Below are 23309 nucleotides of genomic sequence, written 5' to 3'. Positions count from 1 at the left end.
GGGTGATATGGGGGGTGATGTAGGGAGTGTCAGGGATGAGTGGGCGGGGGAAGTTCAGGGAGCGGTCAGCAGGAGCGCCGCGGCGGCGTCGTCCGCCGGGCCCCCGGCGGTGGCCAGGACGGCGCCGGCCTCGTCCGCGCGGCGGTCGAAGTGCGCGACGGCCGCCGCGCACTGCAGCACGCCCAGGGCGCCGGAGCACCGGCCGAGGCGCGCCGTGAGGCCGAGGGCCGGGGCGCCGCCGGGGGCGGCGCAGGCGTCCTCGCCGGGCAGCCACAGGCCCACGGAGGCGGGGGAGCGGCCTCCCAGGGCCGCGGCCACCGCGGCCGACGGGTCCGCGCCGCGCGCGTAGCACCCCTCGCCGAGCACGGCCCGCGGCCGGGCGCAGCGGTCCCGGGCCTGAAGGACGAGGGCGGCGGCGCCGTCGAGGACCGGCTCGCCCAGCAGCTTGGTGACGGCTTCGCCCGACGGCTCGACGCCGATGACGACGGCGGTCTCCGCGCGGCCGGCCGCGATGAGCCCGCGCGCCCAGTGGACCGCGTCGAGCCCGCTGGTGGGCCCGTTGCACAGGGTCAGGCTCGGGCCGCGCAGACCGTGGCGCATGGCCACGGACCCGGCGATGACGTTGCTGGACGTCTGCGGCAGGCCGAGCGGGCTCAGTCCGGTCACGGTGTCGCGGGCGATGACGTCGGCGAAGGCGCAGACGCTGTCGAGGATGCCGAAGTTGGAGCTGACGACCACGGCCGTGGCGTCGCCGTCGCCCGTGAAGGCCTTGCCGTCGTGCAGGCCGGCGTCGCGCAGGGCCGGTTCGGCGGCACGCAGGGCGAGCCGCGAGGCGCGGTCCTTGTGCCGCATTTCGCGGCCCGTGAGACCGGTGTGCGGGTCGAAGCCGCCGTCGCGGGCGGCGCCGAGCAGTTCGTCGGGGAAGGTGATGCCGGGAACGGCGAGCCCCACGCCCGAGACGACGATCTCAGGCTTCCCGGAAGCACCGTGCGCCGTGAGGGTTTCGAGGTTCGCGGAAGCACCGTGCGCCGTGCTGGTCCTGGTCATCGGACCGCCTCCACTATCGCCGCGGCGTTGATCCCGCCGAAACCGAACGCGTCCACCTGGGCGAGGCCGAGGTCGGCCGTGGCGGCCGTGCCCTGGACGAGTCGCAGCCCGGCGGCCTCCTCGACCGGGTCGGAGAGCCCCAGCACCGGCGGCACCGTGCCCTGCCGGAGGGCGAGCGCGGCAACCACCAGGCTCAGCAGACCCGAACCGCCCAGCGTGTGCCCGGTCATGGACTTCACGGCCGTCATCAGCGGCCCGCCGCCATAACCGGTGCTGTCACTGTCTCCGGTACCGCCGCCGTCACTGCCGCCGGGGCCCGCCGCGAAGATCTGCGCGAGCACACCGGCCTCGGTCGTGTCGTTCTTCGGGGTGCCGCTGCCGTGCAGCATGACCAGGTCGATGTCCCCGGGCCCGACCCCGGCCCGGCGGTGGGCGTCGCGCACCACCCGGGTGATGCCCTCGGGGTCGGGGGCCGTGGGGTGGTGGGCGTCGCAGTTGATGCCGACGGACCGCACCCGCGCGTGGACGCGCCGGCCGGGTGCTGACGCGGCCGGGGCGCGCTGCACGACGACGGCCACCGCGCCCTCGCCCATCAGCATCCCCTTGTGGGAGCGGTCGAACGGACGCAGCGCGTCCGGGATGTCGTTCTGCACCCGGTCCAGCGTCCCGAAGGCGCTCTCGCCGATCGCGTCCGTGCCGGCCACCACGACCGTGTCCGCGGCCCCCGCCTCGATCAGGTCGGTGGCCATGGCCAGCGCGTAGAGGGAGGCGGCGCAGGCGTTGGCGAAGGTGTACGTGCGGGTGGCGCCGAACGCCGCCCGGAGCGCGGTGCCGAAGTGCAGGTCCGAGGGGGTGAGGGGGGTGCCCTCGCGCCACCACAGTTCGGCGCTGCGCTGCTCCTGGAGGGTCGTGCCCACCAGGACGGGAACGTCCGCGAGGTCGTGGGGGAGCCCGGCGTCCGTGAGGGCCTGGGCGACGGCCTGCCGCAGCCAGCGGGTGGAGCGGCCCGGCTCGTCGGCGCCCGGGCGGGCGCGGTCGTCGATCTCGTAGGCCTGCCGCGCCCGGTACTTGGCGGTGTCGAAGGCGCGCAGCCCGGCGAGCCCGCTGCGGCCCGCGCAGAGCGCCGCGAAGATCTCCTGCGGGGTGCCGCCGATGCTCGCGACCGCGCCCATGCCGGTGATGTCCCAGGTCATGACTGTCCCATCCGCTCGCGCAGCCGGTAGGCGGCGAGCTTGCCGGTGGCCGTCGCCGGCAGGACGTCCACGAATTCGAAGCGGCTGGGCCGCTTGTACGGGGCGAGGCGGCTGCGCACGCAGGCCCGGATGGCGCGCCGGACCCGGTCCCGGTCGGTGCCCTCCGCGGTGACGGTGAACGCCACCGAGCGCTGCAGGCCGTCCGGGTCCGGCGCGCCGACCACCACGCAGTCGGTGACCCCGTCGATCGAGCGGACCACGTCCTCGATCTCGCGCGGCACGACCTTGTAGCCGCCGAGGTTGAGGATGTCGTCGGCCCGGCAGAGGTAGGCGATGGTGCCGTCGGGGTTCCGGCGGACGATGTCGCCCGTGTACGCGCCGCCCGCGGCGAACGTGACCGCGTCGGCCTCGGGCCGGTCGACGTAGCCGAGGGAGACGGTCGGCCCGGCGATGTGCAGCCGGCCGTCGGTGCCGTCGGGCACCGGCCGGCCCCGCTCGTCGCGGACGGTCACCGTCACGCCGGGGACCGGCAGCCCGGCCAGCCCGTGCAGGGCGCGGCCCGGGGGCGTCGCGACGGCGACGTGCATGACCTCGGTCGCGCCCAGGCAGTTCATGACGTGCGCGCCGAAGGTCTCCTCGATGCGCCGGCTCAGGGCGGCGGGGCAGTGCTCGCCCGCGGTCAGGCACAGGCGTACGGACGCAAGGGCACCCGCGTCCAGGCGGTCGGCGGCGTCGAGGAGGCCCGCGTACAGGCGCGGCACCGAGCACAGCACGGTCGGCCGGTGGCGGCGCAGGGCGGCGCTCACCGACCTCGCGTCCACGGACCCGCGCAGCACGACGGCGCTCGCCCCGGCCGCCAGCGTGCACAGCACCGAGCTGCCGAAGCCGTAGCCGAAGGACATCCGGGCGGTGGACAGCACGACGTCGTCGGGCCGCAGGCCGAGCACGGCGCCGTAGCCGTCGAGCATGGCGTGGATCCCGGCGGCGGAGTGCCGCACGCCCTTCGGCCGGCCGGTGGAGCCGGAGGTGTACTGGATCAGCGACTCGGCGCCCGCGGGGCGGTGCGCGACGGGCAGGGGCGGACCGGGGAGGGCTGTGCCCGCCAGCTCCTCCCGTACCTGATCCCCCGTCAGGAGCGGGAGGCGGGCGAAGGACTCGCGCAGGGCGGCCTGCTGGGCGGGCGCGGCATCGAGGTGGACGACGGCGGCGCCGCAGTCGGCGGCGACGAACCGGATGTCGTTCTCGCCCAGCATGGGGCTCACCGGCACCGGCACGCACCCGTGCCACCACAGCCCCAGGACGGCGACGACCGTGGCCACCGAGTCCTCGGCGACGACGAGCCCGCGGCTGCCGGCCGGCACGCCCCGCCCGGCCAGGGCCCGTGCGTACGCCTGCGCCGCCTCGTGAAGGCGGGCGTAGGAGACGGTGCCGGCGTCGGGGTCGGCGTACGCGGTCCGCTCGCCGTGCCCGGCGGCGATGTGCGCGCCGAGCAGGCGGTCCACCAGGGCGCGGTCCTGGGCGGTGTCCATGGCCGGGGGCTCCGCGGCTCCTGCGGAGGCATCCGTACCGGCTGAGGCTTCCCTGCTGTCGGAGGCCTCCGTGTGCCGGCAGCTCTTCGCGGCCAGCAGGTCCAGTGCGTCCCGGACGCTGTCCACGGCGGCCGTCTCGTCGTCGCCGAGCGCGATCCCGAAGGTCTGCTCGATGCGCGCCGCGATCTCCACCTTCTCCAGGGAGTCGACCTTGAGCTCCTGCTGGAACGAGGCGTCGGCGCGTACGTCCGCCACGTCGACGTCGAGGACGAACGCCACGATCTCGCGCAGCCGGTCACCGGCATCGGATTTCCGCACAGGTGGCACTGTGTACTCCTTCTCGGGAACGTACGGCTGCCGGTCACTACGGGGCCCGGAGCACGCCGGAGGACTTTCCCGAACATAGCCACGGCCCTGCGGCGCCCGAACCGGCGCCGGGGGAGTCCGTCAAGTGGATCCGCCTGGTCCTTCGGCGCCGCCTTCCCGCCTCGACTTCCTTGCCCCTGCGGCGACTTGACGGTCTATCGCAGCGGCGTTGGCAGGCCCGCGGGCGGCGCGCCTAGCGTCGCCTGACGGCGGGCCCCCGACAACGGACTGCCGCGTTCCGGCAAGCCCGGACCCCGCATCCCGGGCCGTCCCGGATCCCGGGGCGCTCCGCATCCCGTAGCCACCCCGAACCCCCTAGCCATCCGAACCCCGAGGCCAGGTGAATGATGCCGCTCACTGCGCACACGCTGCTCCCCCCGGAGGCCCGCCGGCGCCTCGTGGACCACCCCGGCCTCGGCGGCGGCAACGCCTGGCGCGTGGCCGCCCAGGTCAACCCCGCCGCGGACCTGCCGCTCATCGCCGCCGACGTGCCGCTGCTCAACACGGACGGCTGGCAGCAGACCGAGTTCAGCCTCCGCCAGCTCGACGCCCTCGCCGAGGCGTGGGCGGCCTGGTACCACGACCGGGGCGTACGGCCCCGCGACCGCGTCGCCGTCTACATCGAGGACTCCTTCGAGGACCACCTCCACCTCGCCGCCCTGGCCCGCATCGGGGCCATCGCCGTCCTCATCAACGGCCGCATGAAGCCCGAGCTCGCCCTCGGCCTCATCCGCCGCACCGCGCCCGTCGGCATCTACACCGACGCCCCCCGGCTGGCCCTCTTCGCCGGCCGCGAGCGCGAACTGCCCGTCGTCCGCTGGACCTGCACCCGCCAGGACGCAGGCATCCTCGGCAACCGCACCCTGCCCGCCGGCGCCGAGTACCGCCACGGCGCCGACGACCCCGTCGTCATCTGCCACTCCTCCGGCACCACCGGCAACCCCAAGCCCGTCGTCTGGACCCACGCGCAGAGCGTCGCCGGCGCCCGCTACCGGCTCGTCAACCCGCCCGGACCCGAGGACTCCGTCGTCCTGGCCGCCTACCCGCAGTCCCACTCCAGCGCCATCGCCTTCACCCTCCTCTCCGTCCTCGGCGGACTGCCCACCGTCGCCTGGTCCGACCCCACCGGGCCCGGCCTCGCCCGCGGCTGCGCCACCTACCGGCCCGGTGTCGTCCTCGCCTTCAACGAGGCCCTCGCCCACCTCGCCACCCACCACCACCCCGACCCGGCGGACTTCACCTCCGTACAGGTGTGGGTCAACCTCGGCGACTGCGGCCACGACGCCCACATGCGGCGCCTGATGGAGCTGGGCCACACCGTCACCGCCGACGGCGGCACCGTGCCCGGGTCGGTCATCGACGACGGGCTCGGCTCCTCCGAGCTCGGCTGGGCCGCCCTGCGCCGCGAGATCACCCCGGACAGTCCGCCCCGCGCCCGCCACCTCGGCCGCCGCGTCCCTCTCTCCGAGGTGGCCGTCCTGCGCGAGGACGGCACCCACGCGGAGCCCGGCGAGGTCGGCCTGCTCGGCGTCCGCGGCGACTCCATCGCCCGCGGCTACTGGAACGACTCCGACACCACCTACCGCTCCACCCTCGCCGGCTACTGGCTCTCCGGCGACCTCGTCCACCGCACCGAGGACGGCGAGTACTTCCACGTCGACCGCGCCGTCGACCGGATCCGCACGGACGCCGGCGACGGCTACTCGGCCCTGATGGAGGAGGAGATCCTGCTGAGCCTCCCCGAGGTCGCCGACTGCGCCGTCGTCGCCGGGCACGACCAGGACCGCACGGTGCCCGTCGCTCTCGTCCGGCTGTTCGGCGGCGGCGGGGACGCCGCGGACCTCCTGCGCAGGGCCAACGCCGTCCTCGACCGGATCGGCCAGCCCCGGCTCGCCTTCCTGGAGATCGCGGCGTCTCCCGGCGACATCCCGCTGGGGCCCACCGGCAAGGTCCTCAAGCGGCAGCTGCGCGAGAAGTACCTGGCCCTGCACACCTACCGGCCGGCCGACCCCGCGGCCGTCGCCTCGGCGCCCGCCGCCGACGCGCCCGCCGCAGGTGCCACCGAGCCGCCCGTCGCCGAGGCGGTGACCGCCCGATGACCACGGCCGCGCCCCGGACCGCCGGGCCTCCCGACGTGCCCCGGACCCAGGTTCCCGTCGACGCGCCCCGCACCCCCGGCCCCCTCGACGCGCCCCCGGACGACGCGGTCGCCTGGATCAACGCGGCGGGCAAGCACACCCTCGCCGACCGCATGGGCATCACCTTCCAGGAGGCCACCCCCGAGCGGCTCGTCGCCACCATGCCCGTCGCCGGCAACACCCAGCTCTACCGCATGCTCCACGGCGGCGCCTCGGCCGTACTCGCCGAGTCCCTGGGCTCGATCGGCGCCGTGCTGCACGCCGGCGAGGGCCACATCGCCGTCGGCGTCGACCTCAACGCCACCCACCACCGCGCTGTCCGCACCGGCACCGTCACCGGCGTCGCCACCGCCCTCCACCTCGGCCGCACGACCGCGACCTACGAGGTCGTCATCTCCGACGAGGCCGGGCGGCGCGTGTGCACCGCCCGCATCACCTGCGCCGTCCACGGCCGGCGCAGCACCCGCTGACACCCCCCGGGGCCGGTCCCGCACAGGGCCGGCCCGCCGCTTCCGTCCACCCCGTCCCGACCACAGGTCCGCGAACCGCGCCGGCCCCGCGCGACCGGCGCCGAGGAGCCCCATGACCGACCAGCTCGCCCCGCCCAGCGTGGCGGCGGCCCCGACCACACCGACCGTACGCACCGGACCTATCCTCCTCGTCCTGCTGTCCGCCATGTTCTTCGCCCAGTTCGACTTCTTCGTGGTGAACGTCGCCGCGCCGTCACTGGAGGAGAGCATCCACGCGGGGCCCGCCGCCCTCGAACTCGTCGTCGGCGGCTACGCCTTCGCCTACGCGGCCGGCATGATCACGGGAGGCCGGCTGGGCGACAAGTACGGCTACCGCCGGCTCTTCGTCATCGGCACGATCGCCTTCGGCGTCACCTCGCTGCTGTGCGGCATCGCCGCCGACCCCGGGCAGCTCGTCGCCGCCCGCCTGGCCCAGGGCCTGTCCGGCGCGATCATGGTGCCGCAGGTGCTCGCCGTGATCACGGCCCACTTCCCCGACGAGCGCAAGCCCAAGGCCATGGCCTGGTACGGCGCCGCCGCCGGCCTCGGCTCCATCGCCGGGCAGGTCCTCGGCGGCGCCCTGATCGCCGCCGACTTCGCCGGGCTGGGCTGGCGGAGCATCTTCCTCATCAACGTGCCGTTCTGCGTGGTCATCGCGGCCGCCGCGCTGCGCGTCCTGCCCGCGCGGACGCAGCGCCGCAGCGTCGGCCTCGACCCCGCGGGAGCCTTCGGCGTCTCCCTCGCCCTCGCCCTGCTGCTCGTACCGCTGACCATGGGCCACAGCGCGAACTGGCCGGTGTGGACGTGGATCTGCATGGCTCTGGCGATCCCCGTCGCGGCCGTCACCCTGCGCTGGGAACAGGTCCTGCGGCGCCGCGGCGGCGACCCCGTGCTCGTCTTCCCGCTGTTCCGCAGCCCCTCCTTCCGCGGCGGTGTGATCGCCAGCATCGCGTTCATGGTCTACTTCGGCAGCTTCATGTTCACCCTGACCCTGCTGCTGCAGTCCGGCCTGGGCCTCGGCCCGTTCCAGGCGGGCCTCGTCTTCTCCCCGATGGGCATCCTCTTCACCGCCACCTCGATGATCGGCGGCAGGCTCACCAACCGCTGGGGCATGAGCGCCCTCGTCGTCAGCAGCGCGGTGATCGCCCTGGGCCTGGTGGCCCTGGCCGTACGGCTGTACGCGGCCGGGCCCGACACCGGCCTGCCGTGGATCGTGGCGTGCCTGTGCCTCGTCGGCGGCGGCAACGGCGTCGTCCTGCCCGCCCTGTTCGGCGCCGCGCTGATGCGGGTCCGCCCGCAGGACGCCGGCATCGCCTCGGGCATCCTCACCACCACCCAGCAGTTCGCCAGCGCCGCCGGCGTGGCCGTCATCGGCGCGGTGTTCTTCGCCGTCGCCGGCAAGCACGCCACCGACGCGAGCTGGGCCGGAGCCATGGCCTGGGCCACCGCGATCAGCGTGCTCATGGTCCTCGTCGTGATGCGGATGACCTGGACGTTCCGCCGCTTCACCGGCGGCGAGCGGCCCGCCGAGGTACCCGCCGCCCACGTCTGAACCACCACAACGGCACCGCAGGGTGGGGCCCTTCCGCCGGAAGGGCCGCACCCTCCGCTACCCCCAAGAGGCACACCTCCACCGAGCGGCACACCGACAGGAGACAGCAGCCCATGTGCGGAATAGCAGGATGGGTCTCGTACGACCCGGCACACCCCGTCACGGCCGGCACGGCGGACGCGATGACGCACACCATGGCGTGCCGCGGCCCGGACGCGCACGGCCTCTGGCTGGACGACCGGGCCGCCCTCGGCCACCGCCGCCTCGCCGTCATCGACCCCGACGGCGGCAAGCAGCCCATGACCTTCGACCACGCCGGCCGGACGGTCGCCGCCCTCACCTACAGCGGCGAGGTGTTCAACTTCCGCGAGCTGCGCGCCGAGCTGGAGACCCGCGGCCACGCCTTCCGCACGCAGAGCGACACCGAGGTCGTCCTGCACGCCTACCTCGAATGGGGCGAGGACTTCACCGAACGCCTCAACGGCATGTACGCCTTCGCCCTGTGGGACACCCGGAACCGCGAACTCCTCCTCGTCCGCGACCGCATGGGCATCAAGCCGCTCTACTACTTTCCCCTCCCCGACGGCCTGCTCTTCGGCTCCGAGCCCAAGGCGATCCTCGCCCACCCCGCGGTCCGCCCCGCCGTTGACGCCGAAGGCCTCGCCGAACTCGTCGCCTTCACCAAGACCCCGGGTCACGCCGTCTACAAGGGCATGCACGAACTGCCGCCCGGGCACACCCTGCGCGTCCGGCCCGGCAGCACCCTCCTGCGCCGCTACTGGGCCCTCGAAGCCCGCGAGCACACCGACGACCTGGGCACCACCGTCGCCCGCATCCGCGAGCTCCTGGAAGACATCATCGCCCGGCAGATGGTCGCCGATGTCCCCCTCGGCACCCTCCTCTCCGGCGGCCTCGACTCCAGCGTCATCACCGCGCTCGGCGCACGGCAGCGCACCGCCGAAGGCGGCGCCCCCGTCCGGTCCTTCGCCCTCGACTTCGCCCGCCACGCCGAGAACTTCACGGCCGACGACTGGCGCGGCACCCGCGACTCGCCCTACGCCGACCTCCTCGCCCGGCACGCCGGCGCCGACCACCGGGTCGTCACCCTCCCGCCGTCCGCGCTGCTCGACCCCGCGGCCCGCGCGGCCGTCATGCGCGCCCGCGACCTGCCCTTCGACCTCGGCGACGGCGACACCTCCCTCTACCTGCTGTTCAAGGCGGTCCGGGAGCAGTGCACCGTCGCCCTGTCCGGCGAGTCCGCCGACGAGGTCTTCGGCGGCTACCGCTGGTTCCACCACCCCGCGTCCGTCGCCGCCGACACCTTCCCCTGGCTCGCCCCGCCCTTCGGCACCGGCATCTCCGGCCCCGGCAGCGGTCCCGGCGAATCCCTCCTCGACCGCGGCCTGCTGGAGAAGATCGACCTGCGGGGATACCGGGCCCAGCGCTACCGGGAAGCCCTCGCCGAGGTGCCCCGGCTGCCCGGCGAGACCGGCCTCGAACGGCGCATGCGCGAGATCAGCTACCTCCACCTCACCCGCTTCGTCCAGTGGATGCTCGACCGCAAGGACCGCGCCAGCATGGCCGTCGGCCTCGAAGTGCGCGTCCCCTTCTGCGACCACCGCCTCGTCGCATACGTCTTCAACACCCCCTGGGCCATGAAGACCTTCGACGGCCGCGAGAAGTCCCTGCTGCGCGCCGCCGCCCGCGACCTCCTCCCGCCCGAGATCGCCGACCGGGTCAAGGCCCCCTACCCGACCACGCGCGACCCGCACTACCTCGACGGCCTGCGCGCCGGGCTCAGACGCGTCACCGAGGGCCCGGACTCCCCGGTCCGCCCCCTCCTCGACGGTCCCGCGCTGGCGGAGGCCACCGCCGGCGACCCGCGACCGGGCTACCGCACCGGCACCGAACTCGTCCTCGCCCTGGACTTCTGGCTCCGCACGCACGACGTGTCACTGGAGCTCTGACCCGCTCACTGGAGTTATGACCCGCGCTTCCCGGACCCCCGCCGCACTTCGGCCAGTTGTGGACTGCCCGGCGGCACGCCGTGCCAGGACACTGCCGGATGAATCCCATGGCCGAGCACCGCGCACGTCGAGCGAGGGAGACCACCGGTGATCCAGCTGACCGAGACCCTGGCCCTGCAGAGCGTCGAGGACTTCCTGACGGCAGCGGAGCGGGAACACCTGATCAAAATCATGGACAGCGAGCTCGCGGCGACCGGATGGCGGCCCCGGCACCAGGCCGACGTCCTCCGGGCGCCCGCGCCCGCCCAGGAGATCCTGCGCGCCGCCACGGCCCGCGCGCTGCACGTCCTGCAGCGCGCCCTGCCCTCGGTGGCCGCCGGCGCCCGCTGGGACTACACGGAACTCACGGCAGGGCAGTGCATCCCGACGCACATCGACGGCATCCCCGACCCGGCCGTCCCGCCCCGGCGCATCGGACGGATCGGGGTGGTCGTCGAACAGGCCGGCGAGGGAGGGGAGTTCTACATCGAGACGACCGCCAGCCCGGCCGTCTGGTCCGGCACCGTCGTCGGCGAACCCGAGGGCTACGCCCCCGGCACGCCCCTGACGCACCGCCTGCCGCACGTGCCCGACCACGCCGCCCTGCCCACGTGGCTGGAGGACGTCCCCAGCACCCGCTGGATCACCCCCGCCGGAGCCGGCACCGCCCTCGCCTACGGCGCGCAGGTCCTCCACGGCGTCCAGCCGGTCCGCTCCGGCCGCCTGCGCAAGTTCATCACGGACCTGCTGGACACCCCGGCGGTGCGCAGGTAGCGGCGGGGAGGCGCACCGGGCCCGCGGGGGAGGACAACCGCGGCGTCCGGTTCCGGCCGGACGCCTACCGGGTCAGCAGCGTGATGTCGCTGCTGGTGGCAACGACCAGCGTGCGTCCGGACGGGGAGAAGCCCGCCGCGCGCAGTTCGGACCAACGGGCGTGGAAGATGTGCCACCACTTCTCCCCGGCGGGCCCGCGGCACAGACCGCCGTCGGCTGAGAGCAGCACCCGGTGGTGGGGCCAGTCGGGGCTCGCGACCTCAACGGTCCAGCCGTCCTCGGTGGTCGTGTGCAGGCCTCCGCCGAACAGGCCGGCGATGCGGACCGGCGTGCCCGCGAGCGGACCGATTCCCGGGCAGGACAGGCCGGGCCCGGTCGGCGTGCTCGTCTCGGGGTCGGGATCGTAGTCCCTGGCGAGCCGCTCCCCGGTGGAGGCGTCGAAGAGGCCGTGACCGCTGCTGGAGACGACCATCAGCAGATCCTGCCCGCTGACGGGATCGGGCGCGAACCCTACGCCGAGGAGCCCCCCGACCGGGATCAGCGGTGCGGCCGGACGCCAGGGGTCTGGCGCCGGAACGACGGGTGCGGAGAGGAAGCGGTCGCGCCGTTCCTGCTGGTATGCGGTGAACGTCATGGTGCTCAGTCGAGACAGAACTCGTTGCCCTCGATGTCCTGCATCACGATGCACGACTCGTTCTCGCCATCGGCGACCATCGTTCGCACGTGCACCGCACCGAGCGCGACCAGCCGTGCGCACTCGGCCTCCAGCGTGGCGAGGCGCTCCTCGCCCACGAGACCGGTGCCGGCCCGCACGCACAGATGCACCCGGTTCTTGACGACCTTCCCCTCGGGAACCCGCTGGAAGAGCAGGCGCGGGCCCGCACCCGAGGGATCACTGCAGGCGAAGTACCTGACCTGGTCCTCGGGCGGCAGCGAGCGGTGGTAGTCCTCCCACGTGGCGAACCCCTCCGGGACCGGAGGTATGACGTACCCCAGTACCTCGCACCAGAAGCCGGCCAGGCGCGCGGGTTCCGCGCAGTCGAAGGTGACCTGGAACTGCTTGATCGATGTCATCGGCGCACCATAGCAGGGGAACTCTTGCGCTGACGGCGGGTTCATGGCCGGAAAATATCCGTCTTCCCGCCATGAACCCGCCGTTGCTCGTGGCAGTTGCCCCGGTCAGATATCCGCCAGGAGCTCCGCGAGCGGCAGGGCCTCGGCGTCCGCCACCGGGCGGGAGACGTACAGCGTCGTGTGGAAGTAGCCCTCGGTCTCCTTGCCCCGGGGGTCCTCGCCCGCGGCCTCGACGGCCGCCACCGCATACGCCTGCTCCTCCGGCCCGCTGAAGTGCCGCTGGGGGAACGTGCGGGCCGTGTACTTCTCGGTGCGGAGGCCGTGGGCGGCCAGGGCGTCGGAGATCGGGGCGTACGAGGCGGTGCGCAGCACGAAGGAGGCCACCCAGGGCGGTTCGCCGGTGTCCGCGGTGAGCGCCTTGAGCGTTCTGGCGGACAGGAACGTGGTGCCGCCGGTGATGGTGATGAGCCGGGCCCGCCGCGTCTGCCGCAGCAGCCCCGGGCTCGGTTCGGCGATCTCCAGGTTCTCGGCGAACCCCTCGTCCAGCAGGCCGGCGGCCCGGGCGTAGGAGACGGCCTGCGCGGCCACGTCGATCCCGACGGCCCGCACGGCCCCGGGCCGCCGCCGCTCCGCGAAGTACGCCCGGTCCTCCTCGGCGAGCTCGGCGGTCGTCAGCGGCGCCAGCCGCGGCGAGGTGTAGCGCGTGTAGAGCTCGTCCAGCGTGACGTCGTGGTTGAGGAGCGCCGCGTTGATGCCGTAGGAGCAGCAGATGTCGACGACCGTCGGCGGCCCGGCCGCGGACGGGTCGGTGCGGGACTCGGCCAGGCGCCGGAAGACCGCCTGGGCATGATGCGGTGTCTGGTACTCCAGGGGGCCCAGCACCGTGAAGTACGCCCGGGGGTCGGGCTGGTCGTAGATCTTGTCGAACGAGGTCATCCCGGAGGTCATCGCACAAATCCTCTCGCCCCTGGGGCCGGCCGGAGACCGCCCCGCTACAGGTAGAGCCTCCGGGGCCGAAAAGGGAACAGGGCAGGGGTCGGATCCAGCCATTTTCGCCGACCGTCACGTACGGCGCCTCCCGGGACACGGGGTGCCCGTGGGGCGCCGCGGGCGCACGTTTACAGTTGCCGCTCCGATCAGGTAAGCGCGAGATAAAGCGAGAAGCGTACGTGTCAGTCGAGAGGCCGGCGTCCCGGAGACGCGGCAAGAACACTTCCTCCCAGGAGCCCGAGGGCTGGCGCACCGGCCCCGCCTGGCAGGAGATGAACGGCCGGGCGGAGCGCAAGCGGCGGCTTCTGGGCGCCGCCGGCGTCGTGGCCGCCGCCGCGGCCACCCTTGCCGTGCTCCGGCCCGAGCTGGTCCTCTCCCGGATACCGGGGGCGGGGGAGACCGGGAACGGCGGCGTGACGACGGCCTCCCGCGGCACCCCGGCGCCCCTGGCCCCCGAGACCGCGCGCCCCAGCGGCGCCCCGGGCAGCACCGAAGGCGTCCCCACCCCGGACCGGCCCTTCGCCGGATCGCCGGCCGAGCGGTACGCCGACGGGGCGGCGGGCATCGCCCTGCCCGGGGCGCGGGCCGCGGGAGCGATGTCGCAGGAGCAGGTCGCCGAGGGCCTGAAGCTGGTCAAGGACTTCCTCGTCGCCACCAACCTGGACCCGGCGGTCATCCGGGGCGAGCGCCCGGCCGAGGCCCTCGCCCTGCTCGACCCGTACCAGGACGACCTCGTCACCCATGTCAACGCTTCCCTGAGCAAGCCGGGCCGCGACCACGACCCGGTCACCCTCTTCAGCCGCTTCGACGGCAAGGAGGTGCGCATGGCGGGCGAGACCGTGAAGACCCGGGGCCGGGTGACCTTCGCGGAGCACAAGGACGGCTCCGTGGGCATCCACGCCGACGTCACGTTCGTCTACCCGCTCGTCAAGAACGAGCGGGGTGCGCGGGCGGTCGAGCGCACGATCGTGCGGCGCGTCCTGGACACGGACATCCTCGATCCCGAGCGCTTCCGGGTGACCCCGGGCAAGCTGACCGTCCGCGCCTACGACGTCGACATCGCCAACTCCGCCTGCGGCGTCCACGACGGGTTCCTGCACCCCGTCTTCGACGACGGACGTCCCTCCGGTCAGGCCCCGTCCGGCCCGGCCGTCGACCCCTACGACCGCAGCCGGGACCCGGAGGCCGACCGGGGCGAGTCGTGCGGGTCGGTCACGCGGACCTGACGGAGCAGCAGCGGCTCGCACCCGCACGCGCTGCCGCCCGGGGCGCGGCCTTGGTACCGGGGCGGCGGCCTTCGAGGACCACGGCGAGCGGCGCGGCCGTCAGAACGGTCGAGCCGATGCCGAACAGCACTCCGGCCAGCAGCGCCAGCGAGAAATCGGCGAGCGAGTCACCGCCCAGGACGGCGAGCGCGGTGAGCACGAACAGCACTCCCATGCCCGTGTTGAGCGTGCGCGGCAGCGTCTGCAGGATCGCGCTGTCGACGGCCGGCGCGAGCGCGGCCCGGCCGGTGCCCGCCCGCCTGTGTGTCTCCCGGATGCGGTCGAAGACGACCACCGTGTCGTTGACGGAGTAGCCGATCACCGTGAGCAGCGCGGCCAGGAAGACGCTGTCCGCCGGCCTGCCCAGCCAGGCGAACAGCCCGGTCACCAGCAGGACGTCCTGCACCATCGCCACCACCGCGGCGGTCGCGAAGGTCCACCGGAAGCGCACGCTCAGGTACAGGAGCTGGGCCGCCACGGCCGCGCCCAGGGCGATCAGCGCCTTGTCGCGCAGCTCGCTGCCCAGGCTCGGGCCGATCCGCTCGTCGCGCTCGACGGTCACGGTCCCGCCGTGCGCCTCCAGAGCCGCCCTGATGCGCTGCTGGTCGCGGTCGGAGAGGTCGCCGGAGCGGACGACGACGTCCCCGTCGCCCGCCTTCTGCACGACGGCTCGCGGGAACCCGGCGTCCGCGACCGCGGCTCGCGCACGCTCCGCGTCCACGGGACGGCTCGTGCCGTACTCGGTCATCCGGCCGCCGGTGAACTCGACGCCCAGGTGCAGCCCGCGCACCCCGATCCCGGCCAGGGCGAGCACCAGCAGCGCGCCGCTGACCGCCAGCCAGGTGCGCCGCCGGCGCATCAGGCGCGGCCCCCGGCGGGCGAGGAGGGCCCGGACGCGGCCGCCCGACGCGACGCCCGCCAGCCGCGGCCGGCGCCGGACACCGCCGGCGCGCAGCGCAAGCTCCGCCAGCACCCGCGTGATGACGAGCGCGGAGACCATGGAGGCCACCACACCCACGGACAGGGTGACGCCGAAGCCCTTCACCGGGCCGGTGGCGAAGAAGAACAGGAGCCCGGCAGCCAGCAGCGTGGTGACGTTCGAGTCGGCGACGGCACTCCACGCCTTGCCGAAACCCCTGCGCAGCGGGCCGCGCAGGTCGTACGGGGCGGCCGGGCGGCGCGCGTACTCCTCGCGGGTCCGCTCGAAGACGAGCACGTTCGCGTCCACGGCCATGCCGATCGCGAGCACGAAACCGGCCAGCCCCGGGAGGGTGAGCGTGGCCCCGATCGCGACCAGCGCGGCGTACGAGATGAGCCCGTAGAGCGCGAGCGCCACCGTCGCCAGGACACCCAGCAGCCGGTAGACGGCGACGACGAACACCGCCGTGCACACAAGCCCGGTGACCGCCGCCGCCGCGCTCGCCCGGATCGCCTCGGCGCCCAGCGTCGGCCCGACGGTGCTCTGTTCGACGACCTCGACCGGCACGGGCAGGGCCCCGCCCTTGACGAGCGCCGCCAGGTCGCGGGCCCCGGCGTCGCCGAAGCCGCCGGTGATCTGCGCACTGCCGCCCTGGATGCCGGTGCGGCACGGCACGCTGTCCTGCATCGCCGGAGCCGACACGACGCGGTCGTCGAGGACGATCGCGACGCGCCGGGCGGGGTCCCCGGGCGCGGCGCACGCGGCCTCGCCGGTGACGCGCGCCCAGCCCTTCTCCCCGCTGCCCCGGAAGGAGAGGGCGACCGTCCAGCCGCTGCCGCTCTGTGTGTCGAGCACGGCCCGGGCGTCCTTGACGTCCTTGCCGGTCAGGGCAGGTGGCCCCAGGTGCAGAGACTGCCCGGGCGCGTCGGGATCGGGCAGGGTGCGCGCTGCGCCGCCGCCCGGTGCGGATGACGCGAGGACGGGGTGGAACGTGAGCTGCGCGGTGCGCCCGATGACCTCGGCGGCCTTGCGGGGGTCCTGGACGCCGGGCAGTTCGACGACGATGCGGCGCTCGCCGGAGCGGGCCAGCGACGGCTCGGCCACACCGAGCGCGTCGACCCGCTGCCGCAGCACCTCCAGGGCACGGTCGGTGGAGGCGGCGTCGGCCCGGGCGGCCGTCCCGTCCCGGGTCTCCAGCACGATCCGGGTGCCGCCGCGCAGGTCCAGGCCGAGCCGGGGCGGGGTGGTCAGGGCGAAGTACAGCGAGGCGGCCACGGCCGCCAGGGCGAGGAGCGCGCGCCACAGCGGGGCGCGGCGCGACCGGGGACTCCGGGGACTGCGGGCTTTCCGGGGATTCCAGGGATTCCGGGATGACATGGGTTCTCCACTTCACGGCATACGGAGGCGGAGCGCCGGCCGCCGCCCGCGCGGCTCGGGGCCGGCGGGGAGAGGGGCCGCGCTCGTGGCGTCAGCTGCTCCGTGTGGAGGGAGGACCGCGGGTGCTGCGGGAAGAGGGGGCAGTGGCCGGCGGGGCGCGCTCCCGGCGCGGGCCGGCGATCTCGCCGGGCGGCAGGGGGACGGCGAGCGGCCCGGCCACCGGGCCGGGCACCCCTCCGGGAAGCCCGGGCAGCCGCGTGTGCTGGACTGCCGCGGACGCGTGGAGTCCGTGGGCGGCGCGGGCGTCGTCCGCCGCCGCGGGACGGGGACCGGGCGCGTGGACGGCGGGACGGATCTGTTCTCCGGAGCCGGTGACCGGGGCGGCGGCCGGGAGGGCGGCGGCCGGGAGGGCAGCGGCGACGCCGCCGGCGGGGCCGGTGGCCGTACCGCAGACCGCACCGGCCAGCAGGACGAGCAGGGCCCACAGGGCGACCGGCACCGGAGTGCGCCGCGCGTGCTGACCCACACTGCCTCCCCCGCGTCCGTCCGCTTCGGCCCGTTCGTGACGTCACCCTAGCTCGTACGTCTGACACCTGGCCGGGACGATGCCACGGTTTGATCACCCGATTGTCACAGGAGCCCCATCCGGCCCTCTGTTGGCCGGAGCGGGACCGGAAGCCCGGTAAGAATGTGCACGTCAAGCACCGGAAGTGTGCACGTCAAAGCCATCCAGCGCATCCATCGGGGGATTCATCATGCGTCGTCAGCTCCTCACCGCCGCGGCCGTCATCGTGCTCGCGACCACCGCCACCGCCTGCAACGGCGACGGCACCGACCCCGCCGCCGACGCCAGTGCGCCGGCGGACAAGAGCCCCGCGGCCCAGCAGCCGAACCCCGCCGGCCAGGACAAGGGCCAGGACAAGGACAAGGGCGGCGCCCACGCCCTCGGCGGCAAGCTCACCCTCAAGGGCAAGAAGGCGGGCGAGCAGCTCGACGTCACCCTGAAGGCCTTCGCCGACCCGGCCCACAGCGACAACAAGTACAACAAGCCGGCCGCCGGCAAGCGCTTCGTCGCAGCCCAGTTCGAGCTCGTCAACACCGGCACCGTCGCCTACTCCGACAGCCCCTCCAGCGACGCCAAGGTCGTCGACGAGCAGGGCCAGGCCTTCACCCAGACCATGGGCAGCGTTACCGAGGGCCCGAAGTTCCCCGTCACGGTGAACCTCGCCCAGGGCGCCAAGGCCCTCGGCTGGGTCGTCTTCTCCGTCCCCGAGAGCTCCAAGCCGGCCAAGGTGCAGTTCACGCTGGACAACGGCTTCGCCGACGAGACGGGCGAGTGGACCCTGAAGAAGTCCTGAGGGAGTCCCGAGTCCCGGGTCCCGGGGCAGTGACGCCCGTCAGTTCGTGGTCAGCGAGCCCGCCACGTCCGTGAGCGCGTCGAGGACCGGCCGGAACAGCGGGTGGTCCTCGGCGCCCCGCCGCACCGCGGCGAACACGCGGCGCGTCGCGGCCGGGCCGCGCACCGGGCGGACGACGGCGTCCTTCAGCTCCATGCCGCGCAGCGCCGAGCGCGGCACGAGCGCCACCCCGGCCCCGGCGCCGGCCAGGGCCACCACGGCGCGGAAGTCGTCGGAGGAGTGCACGAGCCGGGGCTGGTAGCCGGCCAGCTCGCAGGCCAGGACCATCACATCGTGGCAGGGGTTGCCCGGGTAGGGGCCGATCCAGTCGCAGTCGGCCAGCTCGTCCAGGCCCACGCGGGGACTCCGCGCCAGCGGGTGGGAGGCGGACAGGACGGCGTCGAACGGCTCGGCGTAGAGCGGTACGCGCACGAGCCGCCGGTCGTCCTCCCGCGGCGCGCCCCGGTACTCGACGGCGAGCGCCACGTCGGCCTCCCCGTCCAGCACCATCGGCAGGCTCGCGTCGCCCTCCGCGTCGCGCACCCGCAGCCGGATGCCGGGGTGGCGTGCGGCGAGGAGGGCGATGACGGGGGCCAGCACCTCGGCGATGCCCGTCGCGAACGCCGCGACGGTGAGCTCGCCGGCCGTGCCGCCCGCGTACGCGGCGAGCTCGGCCTCGGCCCGCTCCAGCTGCGCGAGCACCTCGTGGGCGTGGGTCAGCAGGATCTCGCCCGCCGGGGTCAGGCGCACTCCCCGCCCGCTGCGCGTCAGCAGGGCGTGGCCGGTCTCCTGCTCCAGCGCGGCGAGCTGCTGGGAGACGGCCGAGGGGGTCAGGTACAGCGCGGCGGCCGCGGCGGTCACCGTACGGTGGTCCGCCACGGCCCGCAGGACGCGCAGCCGCCGGGGGTCGATCACCTTGCCATTTTGCCAGGAACGGGCGGTAACCCCGCCTGGGCCCGGACGGGCCCCGGCGGCAGATGCCCGGAGGTCAGCCCCGCAGCGCCTTGCGCGCGTCGGCGAACGCGGCGACGGCCCGCTCGACGTCCTCCGTCGAGTGCGCGGCGGACAGCTGGACGCGGATCCGGGCCGCGCCCATCGGCACCACGGGGTAGGAGAAGCCGATGACGTAGACGCCGCGCTCCAGCAGCAGCTCCGCCATCCGGCCGGCCTCCGCCGCGTCACCGATCATGACGGGGGCGATGGGGTGGTCGCCGGGCAGGATCTCGAAGCCCGCCTCGGTCATCTTCGTGCGGAACAGCTCGGTGTTGGCCTTGAGCTTCTCGCGCAGGTCGCCCGCGGACTCCAGCAGGTCGAGGACCTTCAGGGAGGCCGCGGCGATGACCGGTGCCAGGGAGTTGGAGAAGAGGTACGGGCGCGAGCGCTGGCGCAGCAGGGCGACGATCTCGGCGCGGGCGGCGACGTAACCGCCGGAGGCGCCGCCGAGGGCCTTGCCGAGGGTGCCCGTGATGATGTCGACGCGGTCCATGACGCCGTGCAGCTCGGGGGTGCCGCGGCCGCCGGCGCCGACGAAGCCGACGGCGTGCGAGTCGTCGACCATGACCATCGCGTCGTAGCGGTCGGCCAGGTCGCAGATCTCGCGCAGCGGCGCGACGTAGCCGTCCATGGAGAAGACGCCGTCGGTGACGATCAGCTTGCGGCGCGCGCCGCCCTCGACGGCCGCCTGGAGCTGCTTCTCCAGGTCGGCCAGGTCGCGGTTGGCGTAGCGGAAGCGGCGGGCCTTGGACAGGCGGATGCCGTCGATGATGCTCGCGTGGTTGAGGGCGTCGGAGATGACCGCGTCCTCGGCGCCGAGCAGGGTCTCGAAGACACCGCCGTTGGCGTCGAAGCAGGAGGAGTAGAGGATCGTGTCCTCCTGGCCGAGGAACGCCGACAGGCGCGCCTCCAGCTCCTTGTGGACGTCCTGCGTGCCGCAGATGAAGCGCACCGACGCCATGCCGTAGCCCCAGCGGTCGAGGGCGTCCTTGGCGGCGGCGACGACCTCGGGGTGGTCGGCGAGGCCCAGGTAGTTGTTCGCGCAGAAGTTCAGGACCTCGCCCGGGGCGCCGCCCGCGGTGACGTTCACGGAGGCGCTCTGCGGGGTGCCGATCACGCGCTCGGGCTTGAAGAGGCCGGCCTCGCGGATCTCGTCGAGGGTGGCGCGGAGGTCGTCGCGGACGGACGCGTACATGCGGGGGACTCCTTGTCGAAGGAAGGAAAGGGGCGGCGGGGAGGGGAGGCCGGCCGGGTCAGGCGGTCCAGTCGAGGATGATCTTGCCGCTGCGGGCCGTGGCGGCCTCGTCGAAGGCCGCGTCGAAGTCCTTGTACGAGTACTTGCCGGTGATCACCGGGCTGAGGTCGAGGCCGCCTTCGAGCAGCACCGTCATCGCGTACCAGGTCTCGTACATCTCCCGGCCGTAGATCCCCTTGACGGTGATCATCGAGGTGACGATCTTCGCCCAGTCGACGGGGAACTCCTGGGCCGGCAGGCCCAGCATGGCGATCCGGCCGCCGTGCGTCATGTTCGCGATCATGTCGCGCATGGCCTCGGGCCGGCCCGACATCTCCAGGCCGATGTCGAAGCCCTCGCGCAGGCCCAGCGTGCGCTGCGCGTCCGCGATGGACGCCTGCGAGACGTTCAGGGCGAGGGTCGCGCCCGCCTTGCGGGCGATCTCCAGGCGCGGCTCGCTGACGTCGGTGATGACGACGTTGCGGGCGCCGGCGTGCTTGGCGACGGCCACGGCCATGATGCCGATCGGGCCCGCGCCCGTGATCAGCACGTCCTCGCCGACGAGCGGGAAGGAGAGCGCCGTGTGCACCGCGTTGCCGAACGGGTCGAAGATCGCGGCGACGTCGAGGTCGACCTTCGTGCGGTGCACCCACACGTTGGAGGACGGCATCACGACGTACTCGGCGAACGCGCCGTCGCGGCCCACGCCGAGGCCGACCGTGCTGCGGCACAGGTGGCGGCGGCCCGCCAGGCAGTTGCGGCACTTGCCGCAGACCAGGTGGCCCTCGCCGCTGACCAGGTCGCCGGGCGCGATGTCCCGCACGTCCGCGCCGACGGCCGCGACCTCGCCCACGAACTCGTGACCGAGCACCAGCGGGGTCCGCACCGCGCCCTGGGCCCAGCCGTCCCAGGAGCGGATGTGCAGGTCCGTGCCGCAGATGCCGGTGCGCAGCACCTTGATCATGACGTCGTCGGGGCCGTACTCCGGCTCCGGGACGTCCATGAGCCACAGCCCGGGCTCGGCCTTGTGCTTGACGAGTGCCTTCATGGCTGCGGCTCCAGGCGTGGTGAGGCGATCTTTTGCGTGCGCGCACCAATGTGCCCAGTGATGACCGTGAAGTCCATCGAGGTTTTCTTAAGCGGGCCAACAGCAGAACTTCACGCGGGGCGCACGGACCTCACCCGAGGCGGGTCAGCCTGGCCCCCGCGCCCGGCGACGCCATGTCCCGCTGGAGCGCGACCGGCACCTGAGCCCGGCCCGGACCCGTCCCGACGGCCAGCGCGCCGACCTCCGTACCGGCCTTCGCCTCGTGCGGAACGCCCTTGCCGCCGCCGGTGAGCTCCAGTTTCGCCTTCAGGCCGCCCCAGCCCACGGCCCGCAGGTCCCGCGTCGCGACGACCGGCGTCCGGCCGCCGAGGCCGTCGTCCACGTGCCCGACGACATCACCCTTACGGACGACGGTCGCCGGCACCAGCGCGTCCTGGACGGCCTCGATCATCTTGTAGCTGCGCTCCTTGACGACCTTCAGATGGGCGTTGGCGTCGTTGCTGCCCGCCTGCCGCTGCGCCATGGTGGCGCCGATGATCAGACGCTCCTTGCCCTCGATCGTCCGCTTCGCCGCCCACATCAGCGCACCGCCCGCGGGACCGCTCGACCCGGTCTTGATGCCGAGGCCGCCGGGGTTGCCGATGAGCAGGTCGTCGTTGTTGTTGTAGATCCGCCCGGGCAGGCCGGGGACGTCCGCGTTGGGCATCCTGACGATCTTCCGGAGGACGTCGTTCTTCATGACCTCCCGGGCCAGCTCGACCTGGTCGGCCGCGGTGCTCACGGTCGACGCCTCCAGGCCGCTGGGGTCGGTGTACGTCGTGTCGTCCATGCCGAGCTCCCGGGCGGCCTCGTTCATCTTCTTCACGAAGGCCTCCTCGGAGCCGGCGTCCCAGCGGGCGAGCTGCCGGGCGATGTTGTTGCCGGACGGGATCAGCAGCATCTGCAGCATCTGGAAGAGGGTGTAGCTCTGCCCTTCCGAGACCTCCACCCGCGACTCCTCCTGGGCGCCGGCCTCCTTGGCCGCCGTGGCGTCGATCGTGATCCGGTCGCCCTCCTCCCCGGTCCCCAGCGGGTGGCCCTTGAGGATCACGTACGCCGTCATGACCTTGGCGACGCTCGCGGTCGGCACGGGCTTCCGCTCGCCGTACGTGCCCAGGCTGCCGACGCCGACGACCTCGGCCGCGGCCTGGCCCTCGCCGGGCCAGGGCATCGCGAACGCGTCGCCCGTGAAGGTGTAGGCACCGTCCCCGGCCACCACGAACTGCGGATCCGGCAGGGGCCGCAGCAGCTGGACGGTGCCGAGGAGGACGGCGAGCAGCAGGACGAGCGGCGACCAGACCTTCAGCCGCCGCCGCGCCGCGGTCTTGGCCGCGGAGGGCGGGGGCGCGGGGCGGTTCGTCAGCGGGGCGGTCTCCGCCCGTGCCGTCTCCTGCGCTTCCTCCGCTCCTTCCGCTGCTTCCACTCCTTTCTCAGTGCGCTCCACCATGCCGGGGGACTCGCCTGCCACCGGTGCCTCCTCCGGATCGTCACCACACCTCTTCGAACCGACGTGCTAGACGAGAGCGACATACCTGCCGGTTCCGTCATCAATCAACTGATCCGATGAGTGCGTGTTCGTCACGGAAGCATCCCGTTGGTACCGGCTCGGTCAACGGCCCTCCGCGGCCGCTGCCGCGGCAGTACGGTCCCCGTGCGCGCCGATGCCTTGGGGGGAACCATGCGCAAGAAGCTGCTCGCCGCCGCTGCCGCCGTCACCGCCGCCGGCTGCCTGACCCTCACCGCCTGCAACGACGACGACGCGAAAGGCGGCGGAACCCGCCCGTCGCAGTCCGCCACCGGCAAGCCGGCCACCTCACCGGCCACGGCACGGCCCACCGCCCCGGCCGGCCCCGCGACCC

19 protein-coding genes and 1 pseudogene are annotated in these 23309 nt (G+C 73.9%); 8 read left to right on the top strand and 12 right to left on the bottom strand.

The genetic code is table 11. The features are described 5' to 3' along the window. Positions 1-54: 54 nt before the first annotated feature. From ACSNOH_RS20960 to ACSNOH_RS20950, 3 genes are read right to left on the bottom strand one after another with little or no spacing between them, the layout of a single operon-like run. Complete coding sequence (locus ACSNOH_RS20960; protein ID WP_436722931.1) at positions 55-1047, bottom strand: beta-ketoacyl synthase N-terminal-like domain-containing protein; 993 nt, start codon at positions 1045-1047, stop codon at positions 55-57. Continuing rightward, entirely contained in the window at positions 1044-2240 is a 1197-nt protein-coding gene (locus tag ACSNOH_RS20955; RefSeq protein ID WP_436722930.1) for a beta-ketoacyl synthase N-terminal-like domain-containing protein, read from the bottom strand. Before ACSNOH_RS20955 ends, ACSNOH_RS20960 begins: the two co-directional genes overlap by 4 nt. Further along, positions 2237-4087 carry an AMP-binding protein gene (locus ACSNOH_RS20950; RefSeq protein WP_436722929.1) on the bottom strand — a complete coding sequence of 617 codons (1851 nt, stop codon included), beginning with the start codon at positions 4085-4087 and terminating at the stop codon, positions 2237-2239. The genes ACSNOH_RS20955 and ACSNOH_RS20950 overlap by 4 nt, the downstream gene beginning before the upstream one ends. Before the next feature lie 395 nt (positions 4088-4482). On the opposite strand from ACSNOH_RS20950, the gene ACSNOH_RS20945 reads away from it, so the two are divergent. From ACSNOH_RS20945 to ACSNOH_RS20925, 5 genes are all read left to right on the top strand, one after another. Beyond that, on the top strand, positions 4483-6234 hold the full coding sequence (locus tag ACSNOH_RS20945) for an AMP-binding protein (RefSeq protein WP_436722928.1): 1752 nt from the start codon (positions 4483-4485) through the stop codon (positions 6232-6234). Further along, a complete protein-coding gene (locus tag ACSNOH_RS20940) occupies positions 6231-6743 on the top strand; it encodes a hotdog fold thioesterase (RefSeq protein WP_436722927.1) in 513 nt (170 codons plus the stop codon). Before ACSNOH_RS20945 ends, ACSNOH_RS20940 begins: the two co-directional genes overlap by 4 nt. A 112-nt stretch (positions 6744-6855) precedes the next feature. Then, positions 6856-8334 (top strand): MFS transporter, encoded by a 1479-nt coding sequence (locus ACSNOH_RS20935; protein ID WP_436722926.1) that lies wholly within the window; start codon positions 6856-6858, stop codon positions 8332-8334. A 113-nt stretch (positions 8335-8447) separates the two neighbouring features. Beyond that, positions 8448-10301: an asparagine synthase (glutamine-hydrolyzing) gene (gene asnB / locus ACSNOH_RS20930; RefSeq protein ID WP_436722925.1), complete on the top strand. Its 1854-nt coding sequence runs from the start codon at positions 8448-8450 to the stop codon at positions 10299-10301. A gap of 147 nt (positions 10302-10448) precedes the next feature. Then, positions 10449-11114: a hypothetical protein gene (locus ACSNOH_RS20925; protein WP_436722924.1), complete on the top strand. Its 666-nt coding sequence runs from the start codon at positions 10449-10451 to the stop codon at positions 11112-11114. A gap of 64 nt (positions 11115-11178) precedes the next feature. On the opposite strand, the gene ACSNOH_RS20920 is transcribed toward ACSNOH_RS20925, so the two are convergent. The 3 genes from ACSNOH_RS20920 to ACSNOH_RS20910 form a co-directional block, all read right to left on the bottom strand. After that, positions 11179-11748 (bottom strand): hypothetical protein, encoded by a 570-nt coding sequence (locus ACSNOH_RS20920; RefSeq protein ID WP_436722923.1) that lies wholly within the window; start codon positions 11746-11748, stop codon positions 11179-11181. Between the two features lie 5 nt (positions 11749-11753). Continuing rightward, positions 11754-12188 (bottom strand): VOC family protein, encoded by a 435-nt coding sequence (locus ACSNOH_RS20915; protein WP_436722922.1) that lies wholly within the window; start codon positions 12186-12188, stop codon positions 11754-11756. 105 nt (positions 12189-12293) lie between these two features. After that, entirely contained in the window at positions 12294-13136 is an 843-nt protein-coding gene (locus tag ACSNOH_RS20910; RefSeq protein WP_436722921.1) for a hypothetical protein, read from the bottom strand. Between the two features lie 221 nt (positions 13137-13357). Between ACSNOH_RS20910 and ACSNOH_RS20905 the strand changes: the two genes are divergently transcribed. Next, positions 13358-14404: a hypothetical protein gene (locus ACSNOH_RS20905; RefSeq protein ID WP_436722920.1), complete on the top strand. Its 1047-nt coding sequence runs from the start codon at positions 13358-13360 to the stop codon at positions 14402-14404. On the opposite strand, the gene secD is transcribed toward ACSNOH_RS20905, so the two are convergent. Next, on the bottom strand, positions 14391-16739 hold the full coding sequence (gene secD / locus ACSNOH_RS20900; protein ID WP_436722919.1) for a protein translocase subunit SecD: 2349 nt from the start codon (positions 16737-16739) through the stop codon (positions 14391-14393). The genes ACSNOH_RS20905 and secD overlap by 14 nt on opposite strands. 91 nt (positions 16740-16830) lie before the next feature. Beyond that, complete coding sequence (locus ACSNOH_RS20895; RefSeq protein WP_436722918.1) at positions 16831-17265, bottom strand: hypothetical protein; 435 nt, start codon at positions 17263-17265, stop codon at positions 16831-16833. A 229-nt stretch (positions 17266-17494) separates the two neighbouring features. Here ACSNOH_RS20895 and ACSNOH_RS20890 point away from each other — a divergent pair, with 229 nt between their 5' ends. Further along, entirely contained in the window at positions 17495-18097 is a 603-nt protein-coding gene (locus tag ACSNOH_RS20890) for a DUF4352 domain-containing protein (RefSeq protein WP_436722917.1), read from the top strand. 39 nt (positions 18098-18136) lie between these two features. On the opposite strand, the gene ACSNOH_RS20885 is transcribed toward ACSNOH_RS20890, so the two are convergent. The 4 genes from ACSNOH_RS20885 to ACSNOH_RS20870 all read right to left on the bottom strand — a co-directional run bounded on the left by ACSNOH_RS20885 (position 18137) and on the right by ACSNOH_RS20870 (position 22918). Then, on the bottom strand, positions 18137-19051 hold the full coding sequence (locus ACSNOH_RS20885; protein ID WP_436722916.1) for a LysR family transcriptional regulator: 915 nt from the start codon (positions 19049-19051) through the stop codon (positions 18137-18139). Positions 19052-19124: 73 nt separating this feature from the next. Then, a complete protein-coding gene (locus ACSNOH_RS20880; protein WP_436722915.1) occupies positions 19125-20324 on the bottom strand; it encodes a glycine C-acetyltransferase in 1200 nt (399 codons plus the stop codon). A gap of 58 nt (positions 20325-20382) precedes the next feature. Next, positions 20383-21411, bottom strand: a complete 1029-nt coding sequence (gene tdh / locus ACSNOH_RS20875) for an L-threonine 3-dehydrogenase (protein ID WP_436722914.1) — start codon at positions 21409-21411, stop codon at positions 20383-20385. 130 nt (positions 21412-21541) lie between these two features. Beyond that, positions 21542-22918 carry a D-alanyl-D-alanine carboxypeptidase family protein gene (locus ACSNOH_RS20870; RefSeq protein ID WP_436722913.1) on the bottom strand — a complete coding sequence of 459 codons (1377 nt, stop codon included), beginning with the start codon at positions 22916-22918 and terminating at the stop codon, positions 21542-21544. A 210-nt stretch (positions 22919-23128) separates the two neighbouring features. Between ACSNOH_RS20870 and ACSNOH_RS20865 the strand changes: the two are divergent. Beyond that, positions 23129-23309 (top strand): annotated as a pseudogene (locus tag ACSNOH_RS20865) (hypothetical protein); the annotation flags it as partial.

It is taken from the genome of Streptomyces sp. URMC 127, assembly GCF_051386535.1.
In the GTDB taxonomy this organism is placed as follows: Bacteria; Actinomycetota; Actinomycetes; order Streptomycetales; family Streptomycetaceae; genus Streptomyces.
Note: the sequence above shows the minus strand (reverse complement) of the source record. Positions and strands in the feature narration are given on the sequence as shown.